The sequence below is a fragment of the Winogradskyella echinorum genome, from assembly GCF_014297365.1.
Lineage (GTDB): Bacteria > Bacteroidota > Bacteroidia > Flavobacteriales > Flavobacteriaceae > Winogradskyella > Winogradskyella echinorum.
On record NZ_JACOQD010000001.1, the window covers coordinates 94,527 to 114,586 of the forward strand.

The window sequence follows — 20,060 nt, forward strand, 5'->3', positions numbered from 1 at the left end:
TAAAAAATGTATTTTTAACCTCAGACTAAATGCTTTATGATTTCAGTATTAATTCCTGTTTATAATTATAATATTACTGATCTGGTTAAAGACATTCACGGTCAAATAAGTGATTGTAAAGTTCCATTTGAAATTATTGTTTTAGAAGATGGTTCTTCTCAAGAAAACATAAATAAAGTTATAAGTTCCTTATCTCATTTAGAATTAATCAGTTTAAAACATAATATTGGAAGAGTAGCTGCCAGACAAGAACTTTGTAATAAAGCAAAATATGAATATTTATTATTTATCGATGCTGATGTAATTCCTAAATCTGAAAATTATATAAAAAACTACTTAGATGTACTCAACAGTAATTATGATGTAATTTATGGGGGTTTTGCATATAATACCATAAAGCCGAAGCCAAATTTTATGCTACGTTGGACGTATGGGAAATCTAATGAAGAAGTACCTGCCAAAATCCGTAACTTAAAACCGTACAAGGTAACTATCTCAGCTAATTTTTTGATTAAGAGAAAAATTTTTAATCTTATTAATTCTAAAATAGATTATAAAGGTTATGGGCTTGACAATTATTTTGGAGCTTCATTAAAAAGTAATCAAATAAAAGTGTATCACATAGATAACGAAGTTTATCATATAGGTATTGAAGAAAGTGTTTTATACATTCAAAAGAAAGAAAAGGCTGCAGAAACCTTAATAACCCTATATCGAGAAAATAAAATAAATAATCATCAAAATGATTTACTTAAATTATTTAAAAAATTGAAACGTTATAAATTAAACTATATAGCTTCTGGTTTTTATAAAATTTTTAAAAACTTACTAAAACGTAATTTAACAAGTAGTAAACCTTCAATTAAAATTTTACAATTATATAGAATCTCTTATATGTGTTATTTTGATTTAAATGCAAAAACCATATGAAACCATTTTTTTCTATAGTCATATCGGTTTATAATAAGTCCTCTTATATTGAACAAACTTTAAAAAGTGTTGTTAACCAAACTTTTACGGATTTTGAAATTATTATAGTAGATGATGGTAGCACAGATAATAGTTTAGAAGTTTTAAAAGGTTTTACGGATAATAGAATTTCTGTTTTCACCACAGAAAATCAAGGCGTATCAGCAGCTAGAAACTTTGGTATATTAAAGGCAGAAGCTGCTTATATTGCTTTATTGGACGGAGATGACACTTGGAAAATAGATTATCTTGAATGTTTACACAAAGCCATTTTAAAATTTCCAGATAAAAAAATTTTCACAGTTCATGTTGCCCAAAACTATGGTCATAAAATCGTGCCTTTAAATTATAGTTTTAAACAAGATAAGCTTTATGGTATACATAACTTTTTTGAGGCAAGTCAAAAATATTCTATTTTAACAAGTTCTAGTATTGTCTTTAATAAATCCATTTTAAAAAAAACTGGCCTTTTTGATACATCCATAGTTTCAGGTGAAGATGTAGATATGTGGATTCGTTTTGGATTATTTTTTGACGTCGTCTTTATTAACAAACTATTAGTTCTTTATAATTATAATCCATTAAGCTTATCTAACACTACTTTTGACCTTAGTAAAAAGCCAAAATTTGATAAATATTTAAATGAAGAAAAAGGGGATAAATTTTTAAAAACCTTTTTAGATCGAAATCGCTATTCAATGGCTATTATGGGCAAATTACAAAATGATAAAAAAAGTTTCAATTATTATCGCAATCACCTTGATATAAAAAGCTTAAATACAAGGCGAAAAATTTTATTAAAAAGTCCTAAATGGTTATTACAGTTTTTGCTTAAAATATTATCACTTAAAGGAGAAAAATTATACTATCCAAATAATTGATTTTTATAGACCCTATAATCACGTATATATTCAGCTTCATCATAAGCTGTAGAAGCCAAAACCAAACATACAGCACCTGAAGAAAAATTATCAATTTCCCTCCAAATATGTGTAGGAATATATAAACCTTGGTTAGGCTTATTAAGCATTACTCTTTTTTTAGTTTTACCATCATCTACAACCACCTCAAAACTTCCACTTAGAGCAATAATTACAGATTGTTGCTCTTTGTGAGCATGTCCTCCTCTGCTACTTTCAGTTGGCACATCGTACAAATAGTAAACACGTTTTATAGCAAAAGGAATGACATCTTTTTCTATAACCGCTAAAAATCCACGCTCATCATGTACTTTAGGGATATCTACTAAATTAACGTTATCTACTGTATTCATGTTAGGATTTACTTTAATATGGATTGCCATTCTTTTACTATATTTTCTTTAGTAAAATGAGCAACACTATTTTTAGAATTATGTTTACAATGTAAGTATAATTCTTTATCTTCTATAAATCGGTTCATGGCTTCTGCCAATGCATCAGGATTATTATTTTCAATTAATAGTCCGTTAGATTTATTTTGAATTATTTCATTTGGTCCAGATTTACAATCTACAGATATCACTGGAGTACCAATTGCAAGAGATTCTATGATTGACCTAGGAAAACCTTCATACCTACTTGTTAATACAGTAAACAAAGCAGACTCTACCACTGCCGAAGGATTTGGATTATATCCTAAAAACTCAATTCTTGAAGCTAATTTTAAAGTTTCAACTTGCTTTTTTAATTTTTCTAAATCTTTTCCCTCTCCTAAAATTTTAAGCTTAATATTATGAGTTGGTAAACTTGATTTTGAATATCCCTTTAACAATAAAGAAAGATTTTTTACATCATCATCTAAACGACCAAAAAACAAAATATACTTTTCATTTGTATTATCCTTTATAATATTCTCTTCTAATGAAACAACATTATAAATTGAAGTTACATTACTCAAATTATAATTTTCTTTTACTTTTTTAGCAATAGCTTTAGAAACACCAACAATTATATAAGCATTTCCATACATCAATCGTCCTAAAAATCTATTGGAATGAATATACAGACCAAGGTTATAACTACGGATACAGTAAATAGTATTTTTTGGATTATAGATAAATTGCGAAATTATAATCTCTTTTATTGTACCTATTCTAGTTCTATTATCAATGACATAATCAAAACTATGCTCCTTAAGGTATTTTTTTAATACATGTAACCTTTTTAATCTTCCTAATAACGAATCATTTTTATCTTTAAGCTCACCTAAGTTGAGTAATTTTCCTTTGTAGGGAAACTCAATATTATTAAGCACACTTACCACATAAACATCATAACCAGCCCCAAAAAGCATTTTGGATAATAAACCAGATGAGCGTTCTGCACCTCCCTTGCCTAAAGACATCACTACAATACAAATCTTTTTGTTATTAGCTTTTGGCATTAACTAGTATCTTTGAAACAAATATAACGAGTTTAATGAAGATTTTATTGGTTGGTGAATATAGTAGGCTTCATAATTCTTTAAAAGAAGGATTAATATTGCTTAACCATGACGTAACAATAGTTGCTACAAAAGATGGCTTTAAGAATTATGATGTGGATTTACCAATACATAAAAAATACACAAAAGGTTTTTTAAAAAAATTTAAAAATATAATTTATAGGTTGACAAAAATTGACCTCGAATCGCTCCAAATTAAGAAACAAATCATTAAGCTAAAACCTAAAATTAGTGACTTTGATATTGTGCAATTTATTAATGAAGCTTCTTTTGGATGCACAGCATCCATTGAAAAAGATATTTTCGATTTAATTTCAACTTGGAATAAAAAAGTATTTCTCTTATCATGTGGTGCTGATTATATAAGTATAAAATATGCACACGACGGCAAACCAAGATATTCAATTCTTACTCCATATTTAAATGGAAAACATCAATTTTTAAGCAATTATGGTTTAAAATTTTTACAACAAGATTTTATAGAACTTCATAACCATATTTATCAATCGATTGAAGGTGTTATTGCTTCAGATTTAGATTATCACTTACCATTAAAAAATCATCCTAAATATTTAGGGTTAATACCTAATCCAATAAATACAGAAGAATTAGAATTTAAAAAATTGAAAATTGAAGATAAAATTGTGATTTTTCATGGTATTAATTCACATAGTTATTACAAAAAGGGTAGTGATATTTTTGAAGAAGCTTTATCTATAATAAATCGCAAATATTCTGATAAAATAAAAGTTGTAACCGTAAGAAGTTTGCCTTATAATGAATACATAAAATCATATAATGAAGCTCATATAATGTTAGACCAAGTCTATGCTTTCGACCAAGGTTTCAATGCCTTAGAAGCTATGGCGATGGGTAAAGTTGTATTTACTGGTGCCGAAAAAGAATGGCTAGACTATTATAATCTTATTGATGACGCTGTTGCAATTAACGCTTTACCAGATGCAGAACGTATAGCCAATAAACTAGAATGGCTGATTACAAACCCTGAAAAAATTATTGATATTTCAATTAATGCTAGGCAGTTTGTAGAAACTTACCATAACCACAAGTATGTTGCTGAGCAATATTTAAAAACGTGGCAGAAACATTTATAAAAATTATTTACTTTTTTGAAATTACAGTGTTGTAATATGCTCTAATAACAAAAACAACAATTATAAAATAGAGTATATACCTTACAAAATGAGCAATTACAACACCTTCTGTTCCATAATGTTGTATAAATAACTTTGAAAGTATAAAAAACAGACCTAACGAGATTACTTCAGTAATTATAAAACTTTTAACCAGGCGTTTTGCCAAAAATTGATGAGACAACACCAAGGCACCTAATCTTATAAAATCACCCAATAGTTGCCATTTAAATAAGGGTTCCATTCCTGTAAATTCTGGATAAATAAACTTAATAATGTAATTTCTTAAAAGAAAAACCAAAATCATACCTAGTGCAAAAATGGGTAAAATGGTTTTATAAATATTAATGACTTCGTTTTTAAAATCGTGTTTAGTATGTATGCTGGCAAATTTTGGTAAAACATACAAAGTGAATAATCCAGTAGCAAATACCATATAGTTTCTTGAGATAAAAGTAATAGCCGTCCAATAACCTGCTTCGTCAATGTTAATCTCATCAGATATTAAAGTCCTTACATCTAGTTCTATATAATTCAATAATATTGTGGAAATAAATGACATTAATGTAAATGCCAACAACTTGTTTTTATAACTTAAGTTTAGGCTTAACGAGCTAAATGGCACATAGGCTTTCAATGTTTTACCAAAAACCATTGCTAATACTATTAACTGAATTACAGGCGCAATAGCAATAGCAATAAGCGCACCTTTTAACTCTGAATAATAAAGTCCAAAAACAAGGGCTGCAATGGCTAGAGTATAACTAATCAGTTCAATTTTAGCATACCTTTTGTAATCTGAAATACCATTAACAACACCACTAACTACTCTGTTTATAGCAATAAAAGGAACAATTACAGCTAAGATTTGAAAAATATAAATAAAGTCTGTAGAATTAAACAGATAATTTGATAAATACGATGCACCAAAAAATAGAATTACTGCAGAGCAAAACGACCCAATTATTGAAAAAACGGTAACAGTAGAAAATAACTTAGAAAGCTCGGGTTGGTCTTTTTTAAATTCTGCGACATACTTTACAATTCCATTGAATGTGCCCAATGTAGAAGTACTTGTAAGCATTGACATTACATTTCTTATCGTTCCGATATTAGCAATACCAGCAGCACCAACCATCGTCGCCAAAAGCCATTGCATAAATGCAGAAATAATTAATCTAATAGTAATAACTACAGCATTAAGCGAAGTAATCTTAAGCACTATATTATTACTAATAAATTTTGGAAGCTTCACGTATATCTTTTTAATGGTCGTCTAAACCTTCTTCTGTAAGTACACCGAATAATGAACTACCAAATATTAATAATATTATTCCGAAGTACAGAAAATAACTCAAGCAATGACCCATTACTGCTCCTTTAAGTCCAAATTCGTCTATTAGAAAAATGCTTGAGAAATACATAATGACAAATAAAAATATCTCTAATATAATAAAGTGCATAAACATCTTTTTTGCTAAAAACTGATAGGCTATTACCATAGAAAGCACACGCAAAATATCACCTAAAATTTGATAGCCAAACAAGTCCTCTACTGGCCTGAAGTCTTCTGTAAACAATAGATTTACCAATAACGATCTACTAAGATAAATTATAAGCAATAGCGCTAAAAATACAGGCATAACAGTTTTATAAAAACTAAATATTTCCTTTCTAAATTCTTTTTTCGAATTGATTTCAGCAAAACGCGGTAAAATATAGAGTGCCATTAAAGAATTAATAAACATGAGGTAATAATCTGAGACACGTGTTATGGCGGTCCAGTAGCCAGCAGCTTTAATCCCAATTTCAGAAATTAAATAATTTCTAATAATAATCATTACAATAGGTAAAGCAATTGCACTAACTAAGGCCATGATCATATAAGGACTTAATTTATTTAATACGGATAAACTAACATTAGTAATTTTTATTGAATTCACTAAATTTTTTCTAAAAGCAATACCTACAATGGTTATAAGCAGATTAAGTGCAGGTGTTATAACAACAGCAACTAAAGCACCATCAATGTTTTCTTGATAAATTAAAATTAAGGTCACTAAAAGCCCTAAGATTTGTCCTATAATATTAATTATCAATAAAATTTTATATTTAGAAAACCCATTCATGATGGAGAATGCAAACATATTAAGCGCATAAAATGGTAATACTAATGCTAACGTCTCAATGACATAAGCATAATTATAGTTTGTAGAAAAAATTAAATCATTAATAAGTTGCGCATTATAATAGCACATAAAAGCTAGAAATACTGACGAGAAAAATCCAAAATAAAAAACTGTGGAAAGGATTTTAGTGAGGGCAACCGTATCTTCTTTAAATTGATTAATAAATTTAACTACACCTTTATAAAGCCCAGAAATAGCAACAGACTGTATGGCACTTAAAAAATTTCTTAGGTTACCAATAAGTGCCATACCTTGAGGACCTATATAAACCGCAATAAATTTAGAGATTAAAATACCTGCTAAAATCTTAATACTAATATTAGCTGTATTTAAACTCGCAGACTTTACAAGTACTTCGCTGTTTATATAGTTAAAAAACTTTTTCAATTAGTAGGTGTTTAGGACATCAATTACAGTTTGTACTTCTTTATTAGTCATAACAGGACTGATTGGCAAACTTATTATTCTTTTATGAATCTTTTCGGTTAAAGGTAAACTAAAATGTAAAAATGCTTTTAAGGCTTGCTGCTTATGCGGCGGAATTGGGTAATGAATCAGCCATTCAATGTTATTTAGGTTTAAAAATTTTGTAAAACCTTCTCTATCATTTACCTCAACTACAAAAGCATAAAACACATGATTTTGAGACCCATTATAGATGGGCATTTTTAATTTTGAATTATTAATACCATCTAAATAAGCCTTGGCTATTTCTCTTCGTCTTTGGTTATCCTTATCCAAGGACTTTAGTTTGATGCTTAAGAATGCAGCTTGCATATCGTCTAAACGACTGTTATAGCCAATAATTTCATTTTTATACTTAACCTTACTTCCATAATTACGCAACAGATTTACAGTTTCGAATAATTCTGAATCGTTAGTTGTTATTGCACCTCCATCTCCAAGCGCTCCTAAATTTTTACTTGGGTAAAAACTAAAAGCTGCGGCATGAGAAAGGTTGCCCGCTCTGAAAGAACACGACGTTGAAGTTGAAGTTGAAATCGAACCATCACAATTTGTGTTTTGTGTCTGAGCTTTGGAATTTTGTTTTTGATTTTTGGAATTTGCGATAGCTCCATGAGCTTGTGCAGCATCTTCAATTAAAATTAAGTTGTATTCATTTGCGAGTTGTTTTAAACCTTCAACATCTGCTAATTGACCATATAAATGCACCATGATAATAGCCTTAACCTCATCGTTAAGATTATCCCTAACCTCTACTGTAGATAAATTGTATGTTTCAGGATTTGGTTCCACTAAAACTGGAACTAAATCAGCATGTAAAACGGATAAAATTGTCGCAATAAACGTATTTGCTGGGACTATAACCTTATCCCCTTTTTTTAATTCACCGAGTTGTACATAACCTTTTAAAATTAATGTGAGTGCATCTAATCCATTTGCCGTTCCAACACAATATTTAGTACCACAATAAGCTGCAAATTCATTTTCAAACTTGGAAACATTATTACCCAATATAAAACGGGAATCTTCTAAGGATTTACTGAATGCATCCTTGAATTTATCATTAAAACGATTATTGATTTTATGTAAGTCTAGAAATTTAATCATACAATATATAATTCATTCTATTAAAATCCCGAAATTATATAATGCTAAAATATGAGATTTATTTAACTATAAGATAAATCTTGCCGCAATACGGTATTTAACTTAAGGTTTTATAAAATACTTTATCTGCAATTTTCATCAACGCTTTATCCCCTTGAGTATCACCATAAACTGTAAGGTGGAATTCTTTGATATTAGGAAACACCTGCAATAATCGATTTACTTTCTCTTCCTTATTGCAATTAAGTGAACTAAATCTACCTGTCAACTCCCCATTACTATTTATTTCTATTTGAGTAGCCAGTACAGAGTCAATTCCAATAGCTGTTGCCCAAGGTTGTATCCAGTTTTCAATTGATGCACTAATAATAAGCACTTTTCTTTCCTTTATAAGATGATCTTTTATTATAGATTTAGAGTCATCACGTAGTATATTATTTATTTGACATATAAAATCATCACATAAATTATCAAATTCTATCTTAGATATTCCTTTAAAAAAAAAGGTGAAAATTTTTTCTTTGGCCTTATGTGTTGTTATCAATTTTAATTTTGACAGGCTCCAAACTACAATAATATAAGGAAGACTTAAATAAAATATAGTCTTGCCTCTAGAGAATTTTATAAATTCAATAAAGGAATCTTTTTTTGTCAACGTTCCATCAAAATCAAAGGCTACAATATGATTCATAACTAATAATTGCTAATTTTTGGCTTGTATATATTAAAGTAGGGATTACTCCATACAATTTCATAATGATTACGACGTAAAAAATCATTCATAGCAATAACACGTCCTTTATTATACCTATAACTTTCTTCTTTTTCTTCTGACAAATAATCTAAAACAGGTTCAGAAAACGTACCAATAGTTTCAAATTTTTGTTGTACCACAACTGGTAAAACACCTATCTCTTCTTCTGCTCTATGTAATTGTTTCTTAAACATTACACCGTCATATACCCACACCCAAGAAATATACATATAAGGCTTTGTTTGTGTTAAAAAATTCACCATTGGAATTTTATCATAGGCCAATAAATAATCGTCTCTACTAATATATTTTTCTAGCTCGGATAATAACTCATTAAAAATTTGCGCTCTTTCTTTAGTAGTATAAATACCTTTAGCTAAATCATTTTTTACAGAAAAAACTTTATAAATTCTACTTCCTTTATCAAAATAAGCTTCATAAGAAATATTGTACGCTTTAAGTATAAAAAAGCCGACAATCATATATGGTACAACACTTAGTAATTTCATCTTTCTTAATGAAAAATTATTAGCTTCTAAATTAAAAAAAGCATCATTAATAAATTCTATAGCATAAAAAAATATTGGGAATGCTAGCCAAACACACACATAACCAGCATTATGAATACCACCATCACTACCTAAGGGTAAGAACAACATCATTATTAATGCTAGAAGACATAAGGTTTTATAATTAGGCTTTACTTTATTTAAAAAAAGTAAACTTAAACATCCTATAATTCCTAATGCATATAATGAATAAATAGCATTAATTCTAAAAACACAAGCAAATAGAATCACCCCAAGAATATACCCTATAAATTTAGAAGCCCCAGATAATACTTTACCTATTGAAGATAAAATTGCAAATACTATTATTAATTTCAAAAATGACTTAATTATTAAACCATACTCCTTTATATAAACCAGTAAAAGTTTCGAAAAATTATGATTACTCCCTGTGTTTTGACCTTTATCCAATATACCTAAAATAGCATTATGCATTATGTGTGTATGACCGAGTGCAACTAATACCATATAGATAATACCAAAACCAATTACTACACCACAGCCATATACAAGCAATTGGTTAAGCCAATATTTTGCTTTTATTGATTTAGTCCATAATAGTTGTATAGGAAAAACAAGACTAAAGGCAAATAATGTAATATTTGGTAATCTAGAAAATACATTAATTGCTGTTAAGCCGCCTGCAATTAGCAATGATAATTTATGTTTTTCATTAATTCCTTTAAGCAAAAAGTAAATGATAAGCACTGCAAAAAATGCCGATAATTGATTGTAATAAAAAGCCACATAGCCAAAATCATTAACAAAGAGAATCATCAATAATCCTATAATAGCATAATTTTTAGGCATATACTTAGAAAGTATTTTATATGAAACTACAAAAGTCGAAACCATGCACAACATTGCTAGAATGCGAAATGACAAAATACCACCTGTTGGAAATAGTTCATACCACAATCCGCCAATAATACCCGTTAAGTAAAACGCAAAATTATATTCCACCGTTTCAGGATGATTGTAAAACTGTTGGTAAAATGTCATATACCAACCTTCATCTACAACATCAAAACCCTGTAAAGCCAACAAAAACAAAACAATTAAGACAAAACTTATTGTTAAAGCTAATGGATAGTTTGTATAAACTCTTTTTACTTTCAGAAATAAATTCACTACAAAAAATTATGTATATATAATAATATAAAAACTTGTAATCCAACCAATAACAATAAGTTGCAAAGGAAAATCTCTAAGTAATATTTTTGTCGGATTGACATAGTTATGTCTCAGTTGAATTAACCTACCATATCTAAACAATCCTAAAGCTACAAAGATAGATGTAAGCCATATATATTCACTATTGAATTGCATCTTAATTTCTTCAGAAAATGAATACATTAAATACAATATAATTATTAATAATGCCAAAATCTTTAAAGTAGCATCTAAAAGTTTAAGCGAATATTTGTCGATGTTTTTTCTTACCAACACCTTTTCTTCTAAATAAATAATCAATTCATCTCGTCGCTTAGCAAAAGCAAGAAAAAGAGCTAATAGAACTACCATTATTATTATCCAATGAGAAAGTCTCGTATTAGTAGCAACACTTCCTGCTATTAACCTTAACACAAAGCTAACAGCTATAAAAACAACATCAACAACAACGATTTGTTTAAACATTAGTGAATATAATATGTTGATTATAAAATAGCTAAGTATTACCCAAAACAACCCTAAACCATTAAAAAAATACGACGTTAAAAAACCCAATACTATGCAAATAAACATGCATATTTGAGCTTCTCTTTTAGAAATTAAACCAGAGGCAATTGGTCTATTTTTTTTCTTAATGTGTTTTTTATCAAACTCTATATCAACAATATCATTAAAGCAATAAATTGCACTTGCTATTAATGAAAATGAAATAAAAGCAATACTTGCTTGTAAAAGGCTATCGTAAGACACAAACTGTTTATTAAAAAACATGGGAAGAAAAACAAATAGATTCTTAATCCATTGTGGAACTCGCATTAATGATGTAAAATAAGGTAACTTATTTAAGTATTGATTCATTGCATACTTTTGAATTCAAAAATTAATAAAATGATTATAAAAGGTAAATATATATATAAAAACACTCCGAGATAAATAAGAAATTCAGAGTATAATAATTATAGTACCATTTTTAAAAACTAAGACCACTGCTATACGCGAGGTATCTCTAAAGTTTTATGAACATTCGTTTCAACAACAAATGTATTTGCAGTATAACTTCTTGCTCCGCAACTTTCTTTCCAGAAAATTAGCCCATCGTTAATTTTGCTACCATTGTCTTCACTCGAAATATTGAAATCGAAATATCGCTTATCATCGCACATTTTGTTAATAATATAATCATAAGCCAAATCGAGGCTTCCAAAAGCATTTTTATCTGCATTACCAGACACATATTGAGGATGCACAGTTGTTTCTGTTAAAAATACAGTAGTGCCTGCTACAACTGTATCACCTTTATAAATGTTTACTTGTTTAATATTATTTGGAAAACGAGAAGCTAGTAATTCTATTTCTTCTAAAGAATGAACTGGATTAATGCCATGTTTATTTTTTAAATTAGGTATTAAAACATTATTCCAAAAATCTTTAAAATTAGCATCTACTTTAAGCTCTAGACCAGCGCGTAATGCCTTATTTACGCCTTCTCTTCTGTTTTTTTGAAAAGGTAATTTATGAGCATAATCTACAATCATTAACACCTCTTTTTTTAATAATTGTGCATTCGCTTTATAAAGAAAATAGTCGAGCTCATCGGCAGGCATTTTATTATAAAATGTTGGGATCACTTTTATCTCTAGCTCTTTGATACCTTCAGCTTCATAAAAGGCAAGCATGGCCTTAAAAGCATCGAGAGCATGAAATAATTTTGCTTTATCCTGAAGCACGAAACTTCCGTAAGTTAATCCTTGATGAGAAATCACTCTATCACCAACCACATTTGCAGGAAGCAAAGCATACAATTCTTCATCTTTATAGATCATTACAGAAAAATCTTTAAACCTATCGCTATGATAGTCCATAAAATTTCTCTGAAACAAAAATGTGGCGTTCTTTGCTTTTTTTACAAAACTATCCCACTCGGACTGTAAGTTAGGCTGATATTTTTTTACTGAAAAAATGGTGTTTGTTTTTTAGTTTGAGACCAAAGTAAATAAAAAACTAAACTTTTGGGAGTTTCATTTATTAAAGTTTTTATTGAGCTTAAGACCAAGTTTAATAAGCATCTTATCTAAAGCTAGAAACAAAATCCTCTTATTTAAACAAAAAAGAGAAACACTTTTCAGTATTTCTCTTTAATCATTCTTCAATTCATCTTTTTATGTTCTTAAATAATAATCTATTTTTTAATTACTCTTTGAGTATGCAAAATGCTTCCTTTACTATTAAATATTTTAATTACATAAATTCCTTCAGTTAGCTTAGACAGGTTTAACTTTACCTTTTTAGCTGTAATTCTTTTTTTGTCATAAACTTCTATACCATATAAATTATATACTTTAATATCTACCTGACTATTTTTACTTAAAGCGTAATTAACGATCTCTGTTCCATCCTCAATCAAGGTAGGAAAAACTTCAAAATAAATTTTTTCTTCTTTTATATTATTGATATTTATGTTATATCCTCGTTTAGCCATTGTTGGTGCTGGTGGACAATTTAATGCAATGGATTCATCAATCTTAAGATCAATATAACCACCAGAACTTGGATAATAATCTCCACTCAATATTTCAATATTATTTCTAGCTCTAAATTTTATTTTTGCTTGAGCAGACACATCATTATTATCCATTTTTATTTCATAAGGTGCCGTTACTAATTTATAAAACCAAGGTCTATATAAAATCCTGTTTTTCACCTCAACTGTGCCATATGGTTCTGCCATATCTTTTGCCATTTTTACAGCTTTATACGCATCAAGTTTGCCTGCTCCCAACTTCCCATGATATGATAAGTTTTGGGGTAAGGTATCTATTTTTATAGCTGTCAATTTCAAAATAGTTTCAACCTCTTTTGGATCAATACAATAATTTACATCAAACATCAATGCTATAGTACCTGCTACAATTGGCGCTGATAATGAAGTACCTTGATCCTTGAAACCATATCCATTCGTTACATTAGTCCCTAATCTTTTAACTTCAGATATATGATAACCTGGGGCTACAATATCTATGGAGTCGTTATGCTGAAAAGGGCTTGACACCCCATTTCTTATTCTATCATGTCCGTTATGAAAAACTTGATAGGTAACTCCATCACCATAATCAAATGTTATATCTTTATGACCTATAGCAGATACAGAAATAACATTATTATGAGAGGCTGGATAATAAAACTTTGTAGCATCAAAACCACCACCATTACCCGCAGCAGCAACTGTAACAACACCTCTATCGTTAATATCTGCATATAGAGTATTAGTTATTGTTGGTGGATTTGTAGATGTATTATCATACCAACTTGCATTTACAACTTTTACATTATCCAATTGTGATAGATCATCTAACACACTTGCATTAAGACCAACTCCTCCATATATATAGGATTGATGTCCTATAGCAGCAATGCCTTTAGAATTGTCTGTTTCTGCTGCTGCATTAGAAGCTACTCTTGACCCATGATCATGACCATTAATATTATTTGAACTTGCATTAACTGCAACTGTTAATGTGTTTATCAAATCCTCGTGATTTGTCATAAAATTGGTATCCGCAACCCCAATTATAATATCTGATGAACCCGTAGTTATGTCCCAAGCTTCTTTAGCTCTAATAAAATTTAACTCTTCTTGGTCATCGACAGTATACCCTCCATTAGTTCCAAAATCATTTGGATCTAATAGCGTTTTACCAGTTGCATTCTCTACTCTAGGATAGTAAGTTTTATAGTTGTTATACAAATTGTCCATTAATGCTAAGTCATTACAAATAATCATATAAATGTTCTGTAATGAAACTTGATTAGAGTTTTTAAACACTCTGTTAACATCATAAATTTTATAAGAGTTAATAAGGTTGTCTAAACTTTTATTCCCTGTTTTTGTCGAACCCATAAGTTTTCCATTTGCATCATGAGAAATCTCAGGTATATATTTTGAATTAGGTATCTCCGCAAAAAACACTGAATTTTCCTGAGCAAAAACATCTGAAAAACAAATTAGTAGTATTAAAATAAATATCTTAACCTTCATAACTAATCTATTTTAGATTTCAATACCTCTATCTCTTTTTTCAACTCAATTGTATAAAGTGTTAGTTCCTCTATTTTTTGCAGCAAGAGTTTATTCATTTCGCCTAAATCAATACCGCTCTCTTCAACCTCTTCAGCACTTGGAATATCTTTTAGATGTCCATTTTCTTTAATATATTTCTCAACCTCTTCAAGAGTTGGTAGTTTATAACTTTCCTCGAATACATAATCAGCCCAATCCGTATAAACTTTGACTCCATGAGCTCTGACTTTGCCTTCTACAGATAATTTGTAAGTATCAGCCCCATCAACGAAAGACATGGTCCCTATACCTATACTTCCAGTAGAAAAGAAGTTTCCTTCAACTTTTGCGCTTCCATTTTTAATAACTAGCTTATGTCCTTCACTTAGCAAATAACTTCCAGTACTACCTATTACTAATCTTGAATCTGAATAAGGCATATGCAAAAACATTGAGGTATCACTTCCGAGAATACCAACTTTAAACAAGTCTGACCCTAATCGATTTTTTAAAGCCATATAGGTAGATGCATCATTATAACTCACACTAAAAACACTCTTATCAGTGTTATTTTTCATTGCAAAATAAAAGTGGTCTGCCGAAGGTTCATACCACATTCTATATGGGTTTTTTCCAGTATTATACTCTCCAATTCTCAAAGTTTGCGTTGTAAATAATGCACCAGAACTATCTGTTGTCCATTGAGCATGTACAAAATTAAAAAGCATTAAAGTGCTTAATGATAAAACTAAATTTCTCATAATATATTAGATTTAATTGTTAATAATTCAGATTTTGAATTATGAGCTCAAAGAGTTCATTACAACATTTTTTAAGGGTAAAATGTTATTTGTTGGTCAACAAAAATTAAATCTATTTAAGGAATTTAAAGTTATCAAAAAAAAAATTATGACAAAAAAAAAGAGAAACACTTTTCAGTATTTCTCTTTTTAAATTTATGACTCTGTAAAGTCTTAAAGGCTTTTATTACGTTTACGATCTACTTCTTTCAACCAAATTTTACGTAATCTTAAGTGGTTTGGTGTTACCTCAACATACTCGTCTTTTTGAATATATTCTAAAGCTTCCTCTAAAGAAAACTTAATAGCAGGTACAATCTTAGCCTTATCATCTGCACCAGAAGAACGTACGTTACTTAACTTTTTAGTCTTCGTTACGTTAACCGTCATATCATCTCCTCGAGAGTTTTCACCAATTACTTGACCTTCATAAATATCTTCACCTGGATCTACAAAAAACTTACCTCTATCTTGTAATTTATCAATAGAATAAGGAATCGCTTGCCCATTTTCCATAGATACTAACGATCCGTTTTGACGTTCTGGAATTCCACCTTTTAGTGGTTTGTAATCTACAAATCGGTGAGCCATAATAGCTTCACCAGCAGTAGCCGTTAATAATTGATTACGTAAACCAATAATACCACGAGATGGTACTATAAATTCGCATACCATACGATCTCCTTTAGCCTCCATGCTAAGCATTTCACCTTTACGCATCGTTACCATTTCAATAGCCTTACCCGAAACGTGCTCTGGTAAATCAATAGTCATTTCTTCAAAAGGTTCGCATTTTACACCATCAATTTCTTTGATGATTACTTGTGGTTGACCTATTTGTAATTCATAACCTTCACGACGCATCGTTTCGATTAAAACTGATAAGTGTAATACACCACGACCAAATACCATAAACTTATCTGCACTATCAGTTTCTTCAACTCTTAGCGCTAAGTTCTTTTCTAATTCTTTGGTTAATCTATCTTTAATATGGCGAGAGGTTACAAACTTACCGTCTTTACCAAAGAAAGGCGAATCGTTAATTGTAAATAGCATACTCATTGTTGGCTCATCGATTGCGATGGTTTTTAATCCTTCAGGATTTTCGAAATCCGCAACTGTATCACCAATTTCAAAACCTTCTAAACCTACAATAGCACAAATATCACCTGTCTGTACTTCTTCTACCTTCAGTCGACCTAAACCTTCAAACGTATGTAATTCTTTAATTTTGCTCTTTACAATAGAACCATCTCTCTTAACTAAAGAAATTTGCTGACCTACTTTAAGACCACCTCTTGTTAATCGGCCAATTGCAATACGACCTGTAAATGAAGAGAAATCTAACGACGTAATTAACATCTGCGTTGTTCCTTCTTCAATTTTTGGTTCAGGAATATGCTCTATAACCATATCTAATAATGGCTCAATGTTTTCAGTTTCATTTTTCCAATCATCACTCATCCAGTTATTCTTAGCAGAACCGTAAACTGTTGGGAAGTCTAACTGCCATTCTTCAGCACCTAATTCAAACATTAAATCGAAAACTTTTTCGTGCACCTCATCTGGTGTACAGTTTTCTTTATCAACTTTGTTTATAACCACACAAGGCTTTAAACCTAAGTCAATTGCTTTTTGTAATACGAAACGTGTTTGTGGCATTGGGCCTTCAAAAGCATCAACTAATAGTAAAACACCATCAGCCATATTTAATACACGCTCTACTTCACCGCCAAAATCGGCGTGACCAGGTGTATCAATGATATTTATCTTAGTATCTCTATAAACAACAGAAACGTTTTTAGAGGTAATTGTAATTCCTCTTTCGCGTTCTAAATCGTTATTATCTAGAATTAAGTCTCCTGTATTTTCATTTTCACGAAATAACTGGCAGTGATACATAATTTTATCTACCAAAGTGGTCTTTCCGTGATCGACGTGTGCAATAATTGCAATGTTTTTAATATTAGCCATAACTGATGCTGATTTTAAGCGCGCAAAGGTACGTCTTATTATCGGTATTGCGTTAATTAAATGTTATAATTTCATTTTTAAACAACTAGAGTTTGTAACTTACGTTATAGAACTAATTAATAGTAATAAGCCTATCCTTTTAAAATCAATCGCTAATTGGGCTGTTTACATCTAAACCCTTAAACTAATAACAGATGAAAACAATTAGCAAGTACACTAAGTTTGTACCATATTTATATTTTTTATCAATAATTATTTATTGGTTTACTGACCTCAACAAAAGTGAAGGAATTTCTGCATATCCAATTTTATTATTTGGCATTCCTTTTTTGTGGCAATTAATTAAACCAAACAGAAAATTAAATTTCTCGTTAGGAATCGTTTTTGTTTGCCTATCATCTTATCTTATACTAGCTTATTTAACCGATTTATTTCATATTATAAATTGGACAGTTTCTGCTAAGAAATTTCTTTTTTATGGAGGATTTTTGGTTGTAGTTAATTTTTTAATGTCGCTCTGGATTGTTAGAAATAGCATAAGAAAGGTATTTTGAAAAAGATGTTAGACTGTTGTGCCTTCAGAACAAAGAATCAAGACTTAATCTTTTAAATTTAACAAACTCATCAACTTAAAAAGTAATCAAGATTAATACTATCTTTGTCACCTAATATTTAAGTCTAAAACTTTGATTACTATTCCAAAATTAAAACATACCGAATCAGATAATTTTTTCTTGCTTTGCGGCCCTTGTGCCATTGAAGGAGAAGATATGGCATTACGTATTGCCGAAAAAGTTATTTCTATTACAGACAAACTTGAAATTCCTTACGTGTTTAAAGGTAGTTTTAAGAAAGCTAATAGAAGCAGAATTGATAGCTTTACAGGTATTGGAAATGAAAAAGCTTTAAAAATTCTTAGAAAAGTTTCTGAAACTTTTGATGTGCCAACGGTCACTGATATTCATGAAGTTTCTGATGCAGCAATGGCGGCAGAATATGTTGATGTGTTACAAATACCTGCATTTTTAGTCCGCCAAACCGATTTGGTTGTAGCCGCTGCAAAAACAGATAAGGTAGTCAATTTAAAGAAAGGACAATTTATGAGTCCTGAAGCTATGAAGCATGCCGTACAAAAAGTGAAGGATGCTGGTAATGATAAAGCTTGGATTACAGATAGAGGCACTATGTTTGGTTACCAAGATATGATTGTAGATTTTAGAGGCATCCCAACGATGCGCCAATATGCACCAACGGTTTTAGATGTAACACACTCGTTACAACAACCTAATCAGAGTATTGGTGTAACTGGTGGACGACCAGATATGATTGAAACGATTGCCAGAGCTGGAGTTGTAAATAATGTTGATGGTTTATTTATTGAAACCCACTTTGATCCTGCAAATGCTAAAAGTGATGGTGCTAACATGCTGCATTTAGATAATTTAGAAGGATTATTAAGTAATTTAGTTGCTATCCGTAAAACAATTAAAAGTTTATAATGATTAAGAGACAGCTTGTAATAGTATTTTTATTACTAAGTTGTTTTTGCTTTTCTCAATCTGGTGAAAATGAAATACCAAAAGCCCCAACTAAGTTTGAGGTAATTGTATCTCCTGGAGTTTTTATTCAAAAAGAAATTTTTACTGAATTTAATATTATAATTGGTAAAATAAGTGACGATTTTCCTCCAAAAATGTTTCCAATTGTTGGAGTTGAAGGTTTAAGAATTGGTCTAGAAACTAATTTTAATGGAAATGACGAATTTATTATAGCACCAAAATTAGGCTATGAAATTTCTCTAACTTTTTTCTCAATTAGATTATCTGCGCTTAACTATTTTAAAAACCATCAATCTGAATTTAGAATTCTACCAGAAGTTGGAGCAAGTCTTGGAGGTATGTTTAACCTTACTTATGGCTATGGAATTAGTTTTAAAAATTCAATCCGTAGTATTTCTAATCATAGACTAGCTTTAAGCATTAACTTAAACAAGCGATTACATAAAGCTAACATTAGATTATTAGGCTTATAGCAGTGTTTACCTTTTTGATTGTTTAGGTTTTAGTATTAACTTAAATGGATTAGTGTTAATTTTTAATTGTTGCTCAATGACATAAACAATAACTTTATCATCAATATCATCAACCGACTTGTAACGTAACGACATTACTGTTTTTCGATTTTCTGTAACATAATGCTCCTTGTACTCTTCAAAGCGTTCTCCATGCCAAAAGGCCAAATCCACATAATCTTTAGATTGATTAAAGTAACATAACGGAATACCATTGCAGTAATAAAACGGAAGTCTCCATTTATACAACAATTCAGTATTTGGAGCTACCGCTTCAACTATAGTCTGAAGTTGAAGTAATATAGATTTATACGGTTCTGGTTGTTTTAGTATATAAGCTTCGGCAGGATTCAA

General features: G+C 29.9%; 19 protein-coding genes. 6 read left to right on the forward strand and 13 right to left on the reverse strand.

Annotated features, from left to right (window positions below; all coding sequences use genetic code 11):
- Positions 1–36 precede the first annotated feature (36 nt).
- Together H8K90_RS00365 and H8K90_RS00370 are read left to right on the forward strand one after the other, a co-directional pair.
- On the forward strand, positions 37–930 hold the full coding sequence (locus H8K90_RS00365; protein ID WP_186843963.1) for a glycosyltransferase family 2 protein: 894 nt from the start codon (positions 37–39) through the stop codon (positions 928–930).
- The gene (locus H8K90_RS00370) at positions 927–1,850 is read left to right on the forward strand and encodes a glycosyltransferase family 2 protein (protein WP_186843964.1); all 924 of its coding nucleotides are present in this window, start codon (positions 927–929) and stop codon (positions 1,848–1,850) included. The genes H8K90_RS00365 and H8K90_RS00370 overlap by 4 nt, the downstream gene beginning before the upstream one ends.
- Here H8K90_RS00370 and H8K90_RS00375 read toward each other — a convergent pair.
- A complete protein-coding gene (locus H8K90_RS00375; protein WP_246457461.1) occupies positions 1,835–2,272 on the reverse strand; it encodes a sugar 3,4-ketoisomerase in 438 nt (145 codons plus the stop codon). The genes H8K90_RS00370 and H8K90_RS00375 overlap by 16 nt on opposite strands.
- On the reverse strand, positions 2,251–3,333 hold the full coding sequence (locus H8K90_RS00380; protein ID WP_186843965.1) for a glycosyltransferase: 1,083 nt from the start codon (positions 3,331–3,333) through the stop codon (positions 2,251–2,253). Before H8K90_RS00380 ends, H8K90_RS00375 begins: the two co-directional genes overlap by 22 nt.
- A 35-nt stretch (positions 3,334–3,368) precedes the next feature.
- Between H8K90_RS00380 and H8K90_RS00385 the strand changes: the two genes are divergently transcribed.
- On the forward strand, positions 3,369–4,508 hold the full coding sequence (locus H8K90_RS00385; protein ID WP_186843966.1) for a glycosyltransferase family protein: 1,140 nt from the start codon (positions 3,369–3,371) through the stop codon (positions 4,506–4,508).
- A gap of 7 nt (positions 4,509–4,515) precedes the next feature.
- On the opposite strand, the gene H8K90_RS00390 is transcribed toward H8K90_RS00385, so the two are convergent.
- The 10 genes from H8K90_RS00390 to typA form a co-directional block, all read right to left on the reverse strand.
- Positions 4,516–5,802: an O-antigen translocase gene (locus tag H8K90_RS00390; protein ID WP_186843967.1), complete on the reverse strand. Its 1,287-nt coding sequence runs from the start codon at positions 5,800–5,802 to the stop codon at positions 4,516–4,518.
- Between the two features lie 10 nt (positions 5,803–5,812).
- Positions 5,813–7,123 carry an O-antigen translocase gene (locus H8K90_RS00395; RefSeq protein WP_186843968.1) on the reverse strand — a complete coding sequence of 437 codons (1,311 nt, stop codon included), beginning with the start codon at positions 7,121–7,123 and terminating at the stop codon, positions 5,813–5,815.
- The gene (locus H8K90_RS00400; protein ID WP_186843969.1) at positions 7,124–8,308 is read right to left on the reverse strand and encodes a DegT/DnrJ/EryC1/StrS family aminotransferase; all 1,185 of its coding nucleotides are present in this window, start codon (positions 8,306–8,308) and stop codon (positions 7,124–7,126) included.
- Between the two features lie 97 nt (positions 8,309–8,405).
- On the reverse strand, positions 8,406–8,999 hold the full coding sequence (locus H8K90_RS00405; RefSeq protein WP_186843970.1) for an HAD-IB family hydrolase: 594 nt from the start codon (positions 8,997–8,999) through the stop codon (positions 8,406–8,408).
- A gap of 2 nt (positions 9,000–9,001) precedes the next feature.
- A complete protein-coding gene (locus H8K90_RS00410) occupies positions 9,002–10,762 on the reverse strand; it encodes a glycosyltransferase family 39 protein (RefSeq protein WP_186843971.1) in 1,761 nt (586 codons plus the stop codon).
- A gap of 9 nt (positions 10,763–10,771) precedes the next feature.
- Positions 10,772–11,662, reverse strand: a complete 891-nt coding sequence (locus H8K90_RS00415) for a UbiA prenyltransferase family protein (RefSeq protein WP_186843972.1) — start codon at positions 11,660–11,662, stop codon at positions 10,772–10,774.
- Between the two features lie 131 nt (positions 11,663–11,793).
- On the reverse strand, positions 11,794–12,666 hold the full coding sequence (locus H8K90_RS00420) for a GNAT family N-acetyltransferase (protein WP_186843973.1): 873 nt from the start codon (positions 12,664–12,666) through the stop codon (positions 11,794–11,796).
- A 317-nt stretch (positions 12,667–12,983) separates the two neighbouring features.
- A complete protein-coding gene (locus H8K90_RS00425) occupies positions 12,984–14,840 on the reverse strand; it encodes a S8 family peptidase (protein ID WP_186843974.1) in 1,857 nt (618 codons plus the stop codon).
- A gap of 2 nt (positions 14,841–14,842) precedes the next feature.
- Positions 14,843–15,622, reverse strand: coding sequence for a hypothetical protein (locus tag H8K90_RS00430; protein WP_186843975.1), 780 nt, complete (start codon positions 15,620–15,622; stop codon positions 14,843–14,845).
- 213 nt (positions 15,623–15,835) lie between these two features.
- Positions 15,836–17,635 (reverse strand): translational GTPase TypA, encoded by a 1,800-nt coding sequence (typA, locus tag H8K90_RS00435; protein ID WP_186843976.1) that lies wholly within the window; start codon positions 17,633–17,635, stop codon positions 15,836–15,838.
- Between the two features lie 194 nt (positions 17,636–17,829).
- On the opposite strand from typA, the gene H8K90_RS00440 reads away from it, so the two are divergent.
- The 3 genes from H8K90_RS00440 (at position 17,830) to H8K90_RS00450 (ending at position 19,667) form a co-directional block, all read left to right on the forward strand.
- Positions 17,830–18,189 (forward strand): hypothetical protein, encoded by a 360-nt coding sequence (locus H8K90_RS00440; RefSeq protein ID WP_186843977.1) that lies wholly within the window; start codon positions 17,830–17,832, stop codon positions 18,187–18,189.
- A gap of 141 nt (positions 18,190–18,330) precedes the next feature.
- The gene (kdsA, locus tag H8K90_RS00445) at positions 18,331–19,134 is read left to right on the forward strand and encodes a 3-deoxy-8-phosphooctulonate synthase (RefSeq protein WP_186845231.1); all 804 of its coding nucleotides are present in this window, start codon (positions 18,331–18,333) and stop codon (positions 19,132–19,134) included.
- Positions 19,134–19,667, forward strand: coding sequence for a hypothetical protein (locus H8K90_RS00450; RefSeq protein WP_186843978.1), 534 nt, complete (start codon positions 19,134–19,136; stop codon positions 19,665–19,667). Before kdsA ends, H8K90_RS00450 begins: the two co-directional genes overlap by 1 nt.
- A 6-nt stretch (positions 19,668–19,673) precedes the next feature.
- On the opposite strand, the gene H8K90_RS00455 is transcribed toward H8K90_RS00450, so the two are convergent.
- Positions 19,674–20,060, reverse strand: a complete 387-nt coding sequence (locus tag H8K90_RS00455) for a DUF1801 domain-containing protein (protein WP_186843979.1) — start codon at positions 20,058–20,060, stop codon at positions 19,674–19,676.

Excerpts from the sequence above, each read along its gene's own strand:
- typA (WP_186843976.1), bottom strand. The coding sequence starts at position 17,635 with ATGGCTAATATTAAAAACATTGCAATTATTGCACACGTCGATCACGGA.
- H8K90_RS00440 (WP_186843977.1), top strand. The coding sequence starts at position 17,830 with ATGAAAACAATTAGCAAGTACACTAAGTTTGTACCATATTTATATTTT.
- H8K90_RS00400 (WP_186843969.1), bottom strand. The coding sequence starts at position 8,308 with ATGATTAAATTTCTAGACTTACATAAAATCAATAATCGTTTTAATGAT.
- H8K90_RS00430 (WP_186843975.1), bottom strand. The coding sequence starts at position 15,622 with ATGAGAAATTTAGTTTTATCATTAAGCACTTTAATGCTTTTTAATTTT.
- H8K90_RS00375 (WP_246457461.1), bottom strand. The coding sequence starts at position 2,272 with ATGGCAATCCATATTAAAGTAAATCCTAACATGAATACAGTAGATAAC.
- H8K90_RS00380 (WP_186843965.1), bottom strand. The coding sequence starts at position 3,333 with ATGCCAAAAGCTAATAACAAAAAGATTTGTATTGTAGTGATGTCTTTA.
- H8K90_RS00365 (WP_186843963.1), top strand. The coding sequence starts at position 37 with ATGATTTCAGTATTAATTCCTGTTTATAATTATAATATTACTGATCTG.
- H8K90_RS00385 (WP_186843966.1), top strand. The coding sequence starts at position 3,369 with ATGAAGATTTTATTGGTTGGTGAATATAGTAGGCTTCATAATTCTTTA.
- H8K90_RS00415 (WP_186843972.1), bottom strand. The coding sequence starts at position 11,662 with ATGAATCAATACTTAAATAAGTTACCTTATTTTACATCATTAATGCGA.
- H8K90_RS00425 (WP_186843974.1), bottom strand. The coding sequence starts at position 14,840 with ATGAAGGTTAAGATATTTATTTTAATACTACTAATTTGTTTTTCAGAT.
- H8K90_RS00450 (WP_186843978.1), top strand. The coding sequence starts at position 19,134 with ATGATTAAGAGACAGCTTGTAATAGTATTTTTATTACTAAGTTGTTTT.
- H8K90_RS00370 (WP_186843964.1), top strand. The coding sequence starts at position 927 with ATGAAACCATTTTTTTCTATAGTCATATCGGTTTATAATAAGTCCTCT.
- H8K90_RS00405 (WP_186843970.1), bottom strand. The coding sequence starts at position 8,999 with ATGAATCATATTGTAGCCTTTGATTTTGATGGAACGTTGACAAAAAAA.
- H8K90_RS00420 (WP_186843973.1), bottom strand. The coding sequence starts at position 12,666 with ATGGACTATCATAGCGATAGGTTTAAAGATTTTTCTGTAATGATCTAT.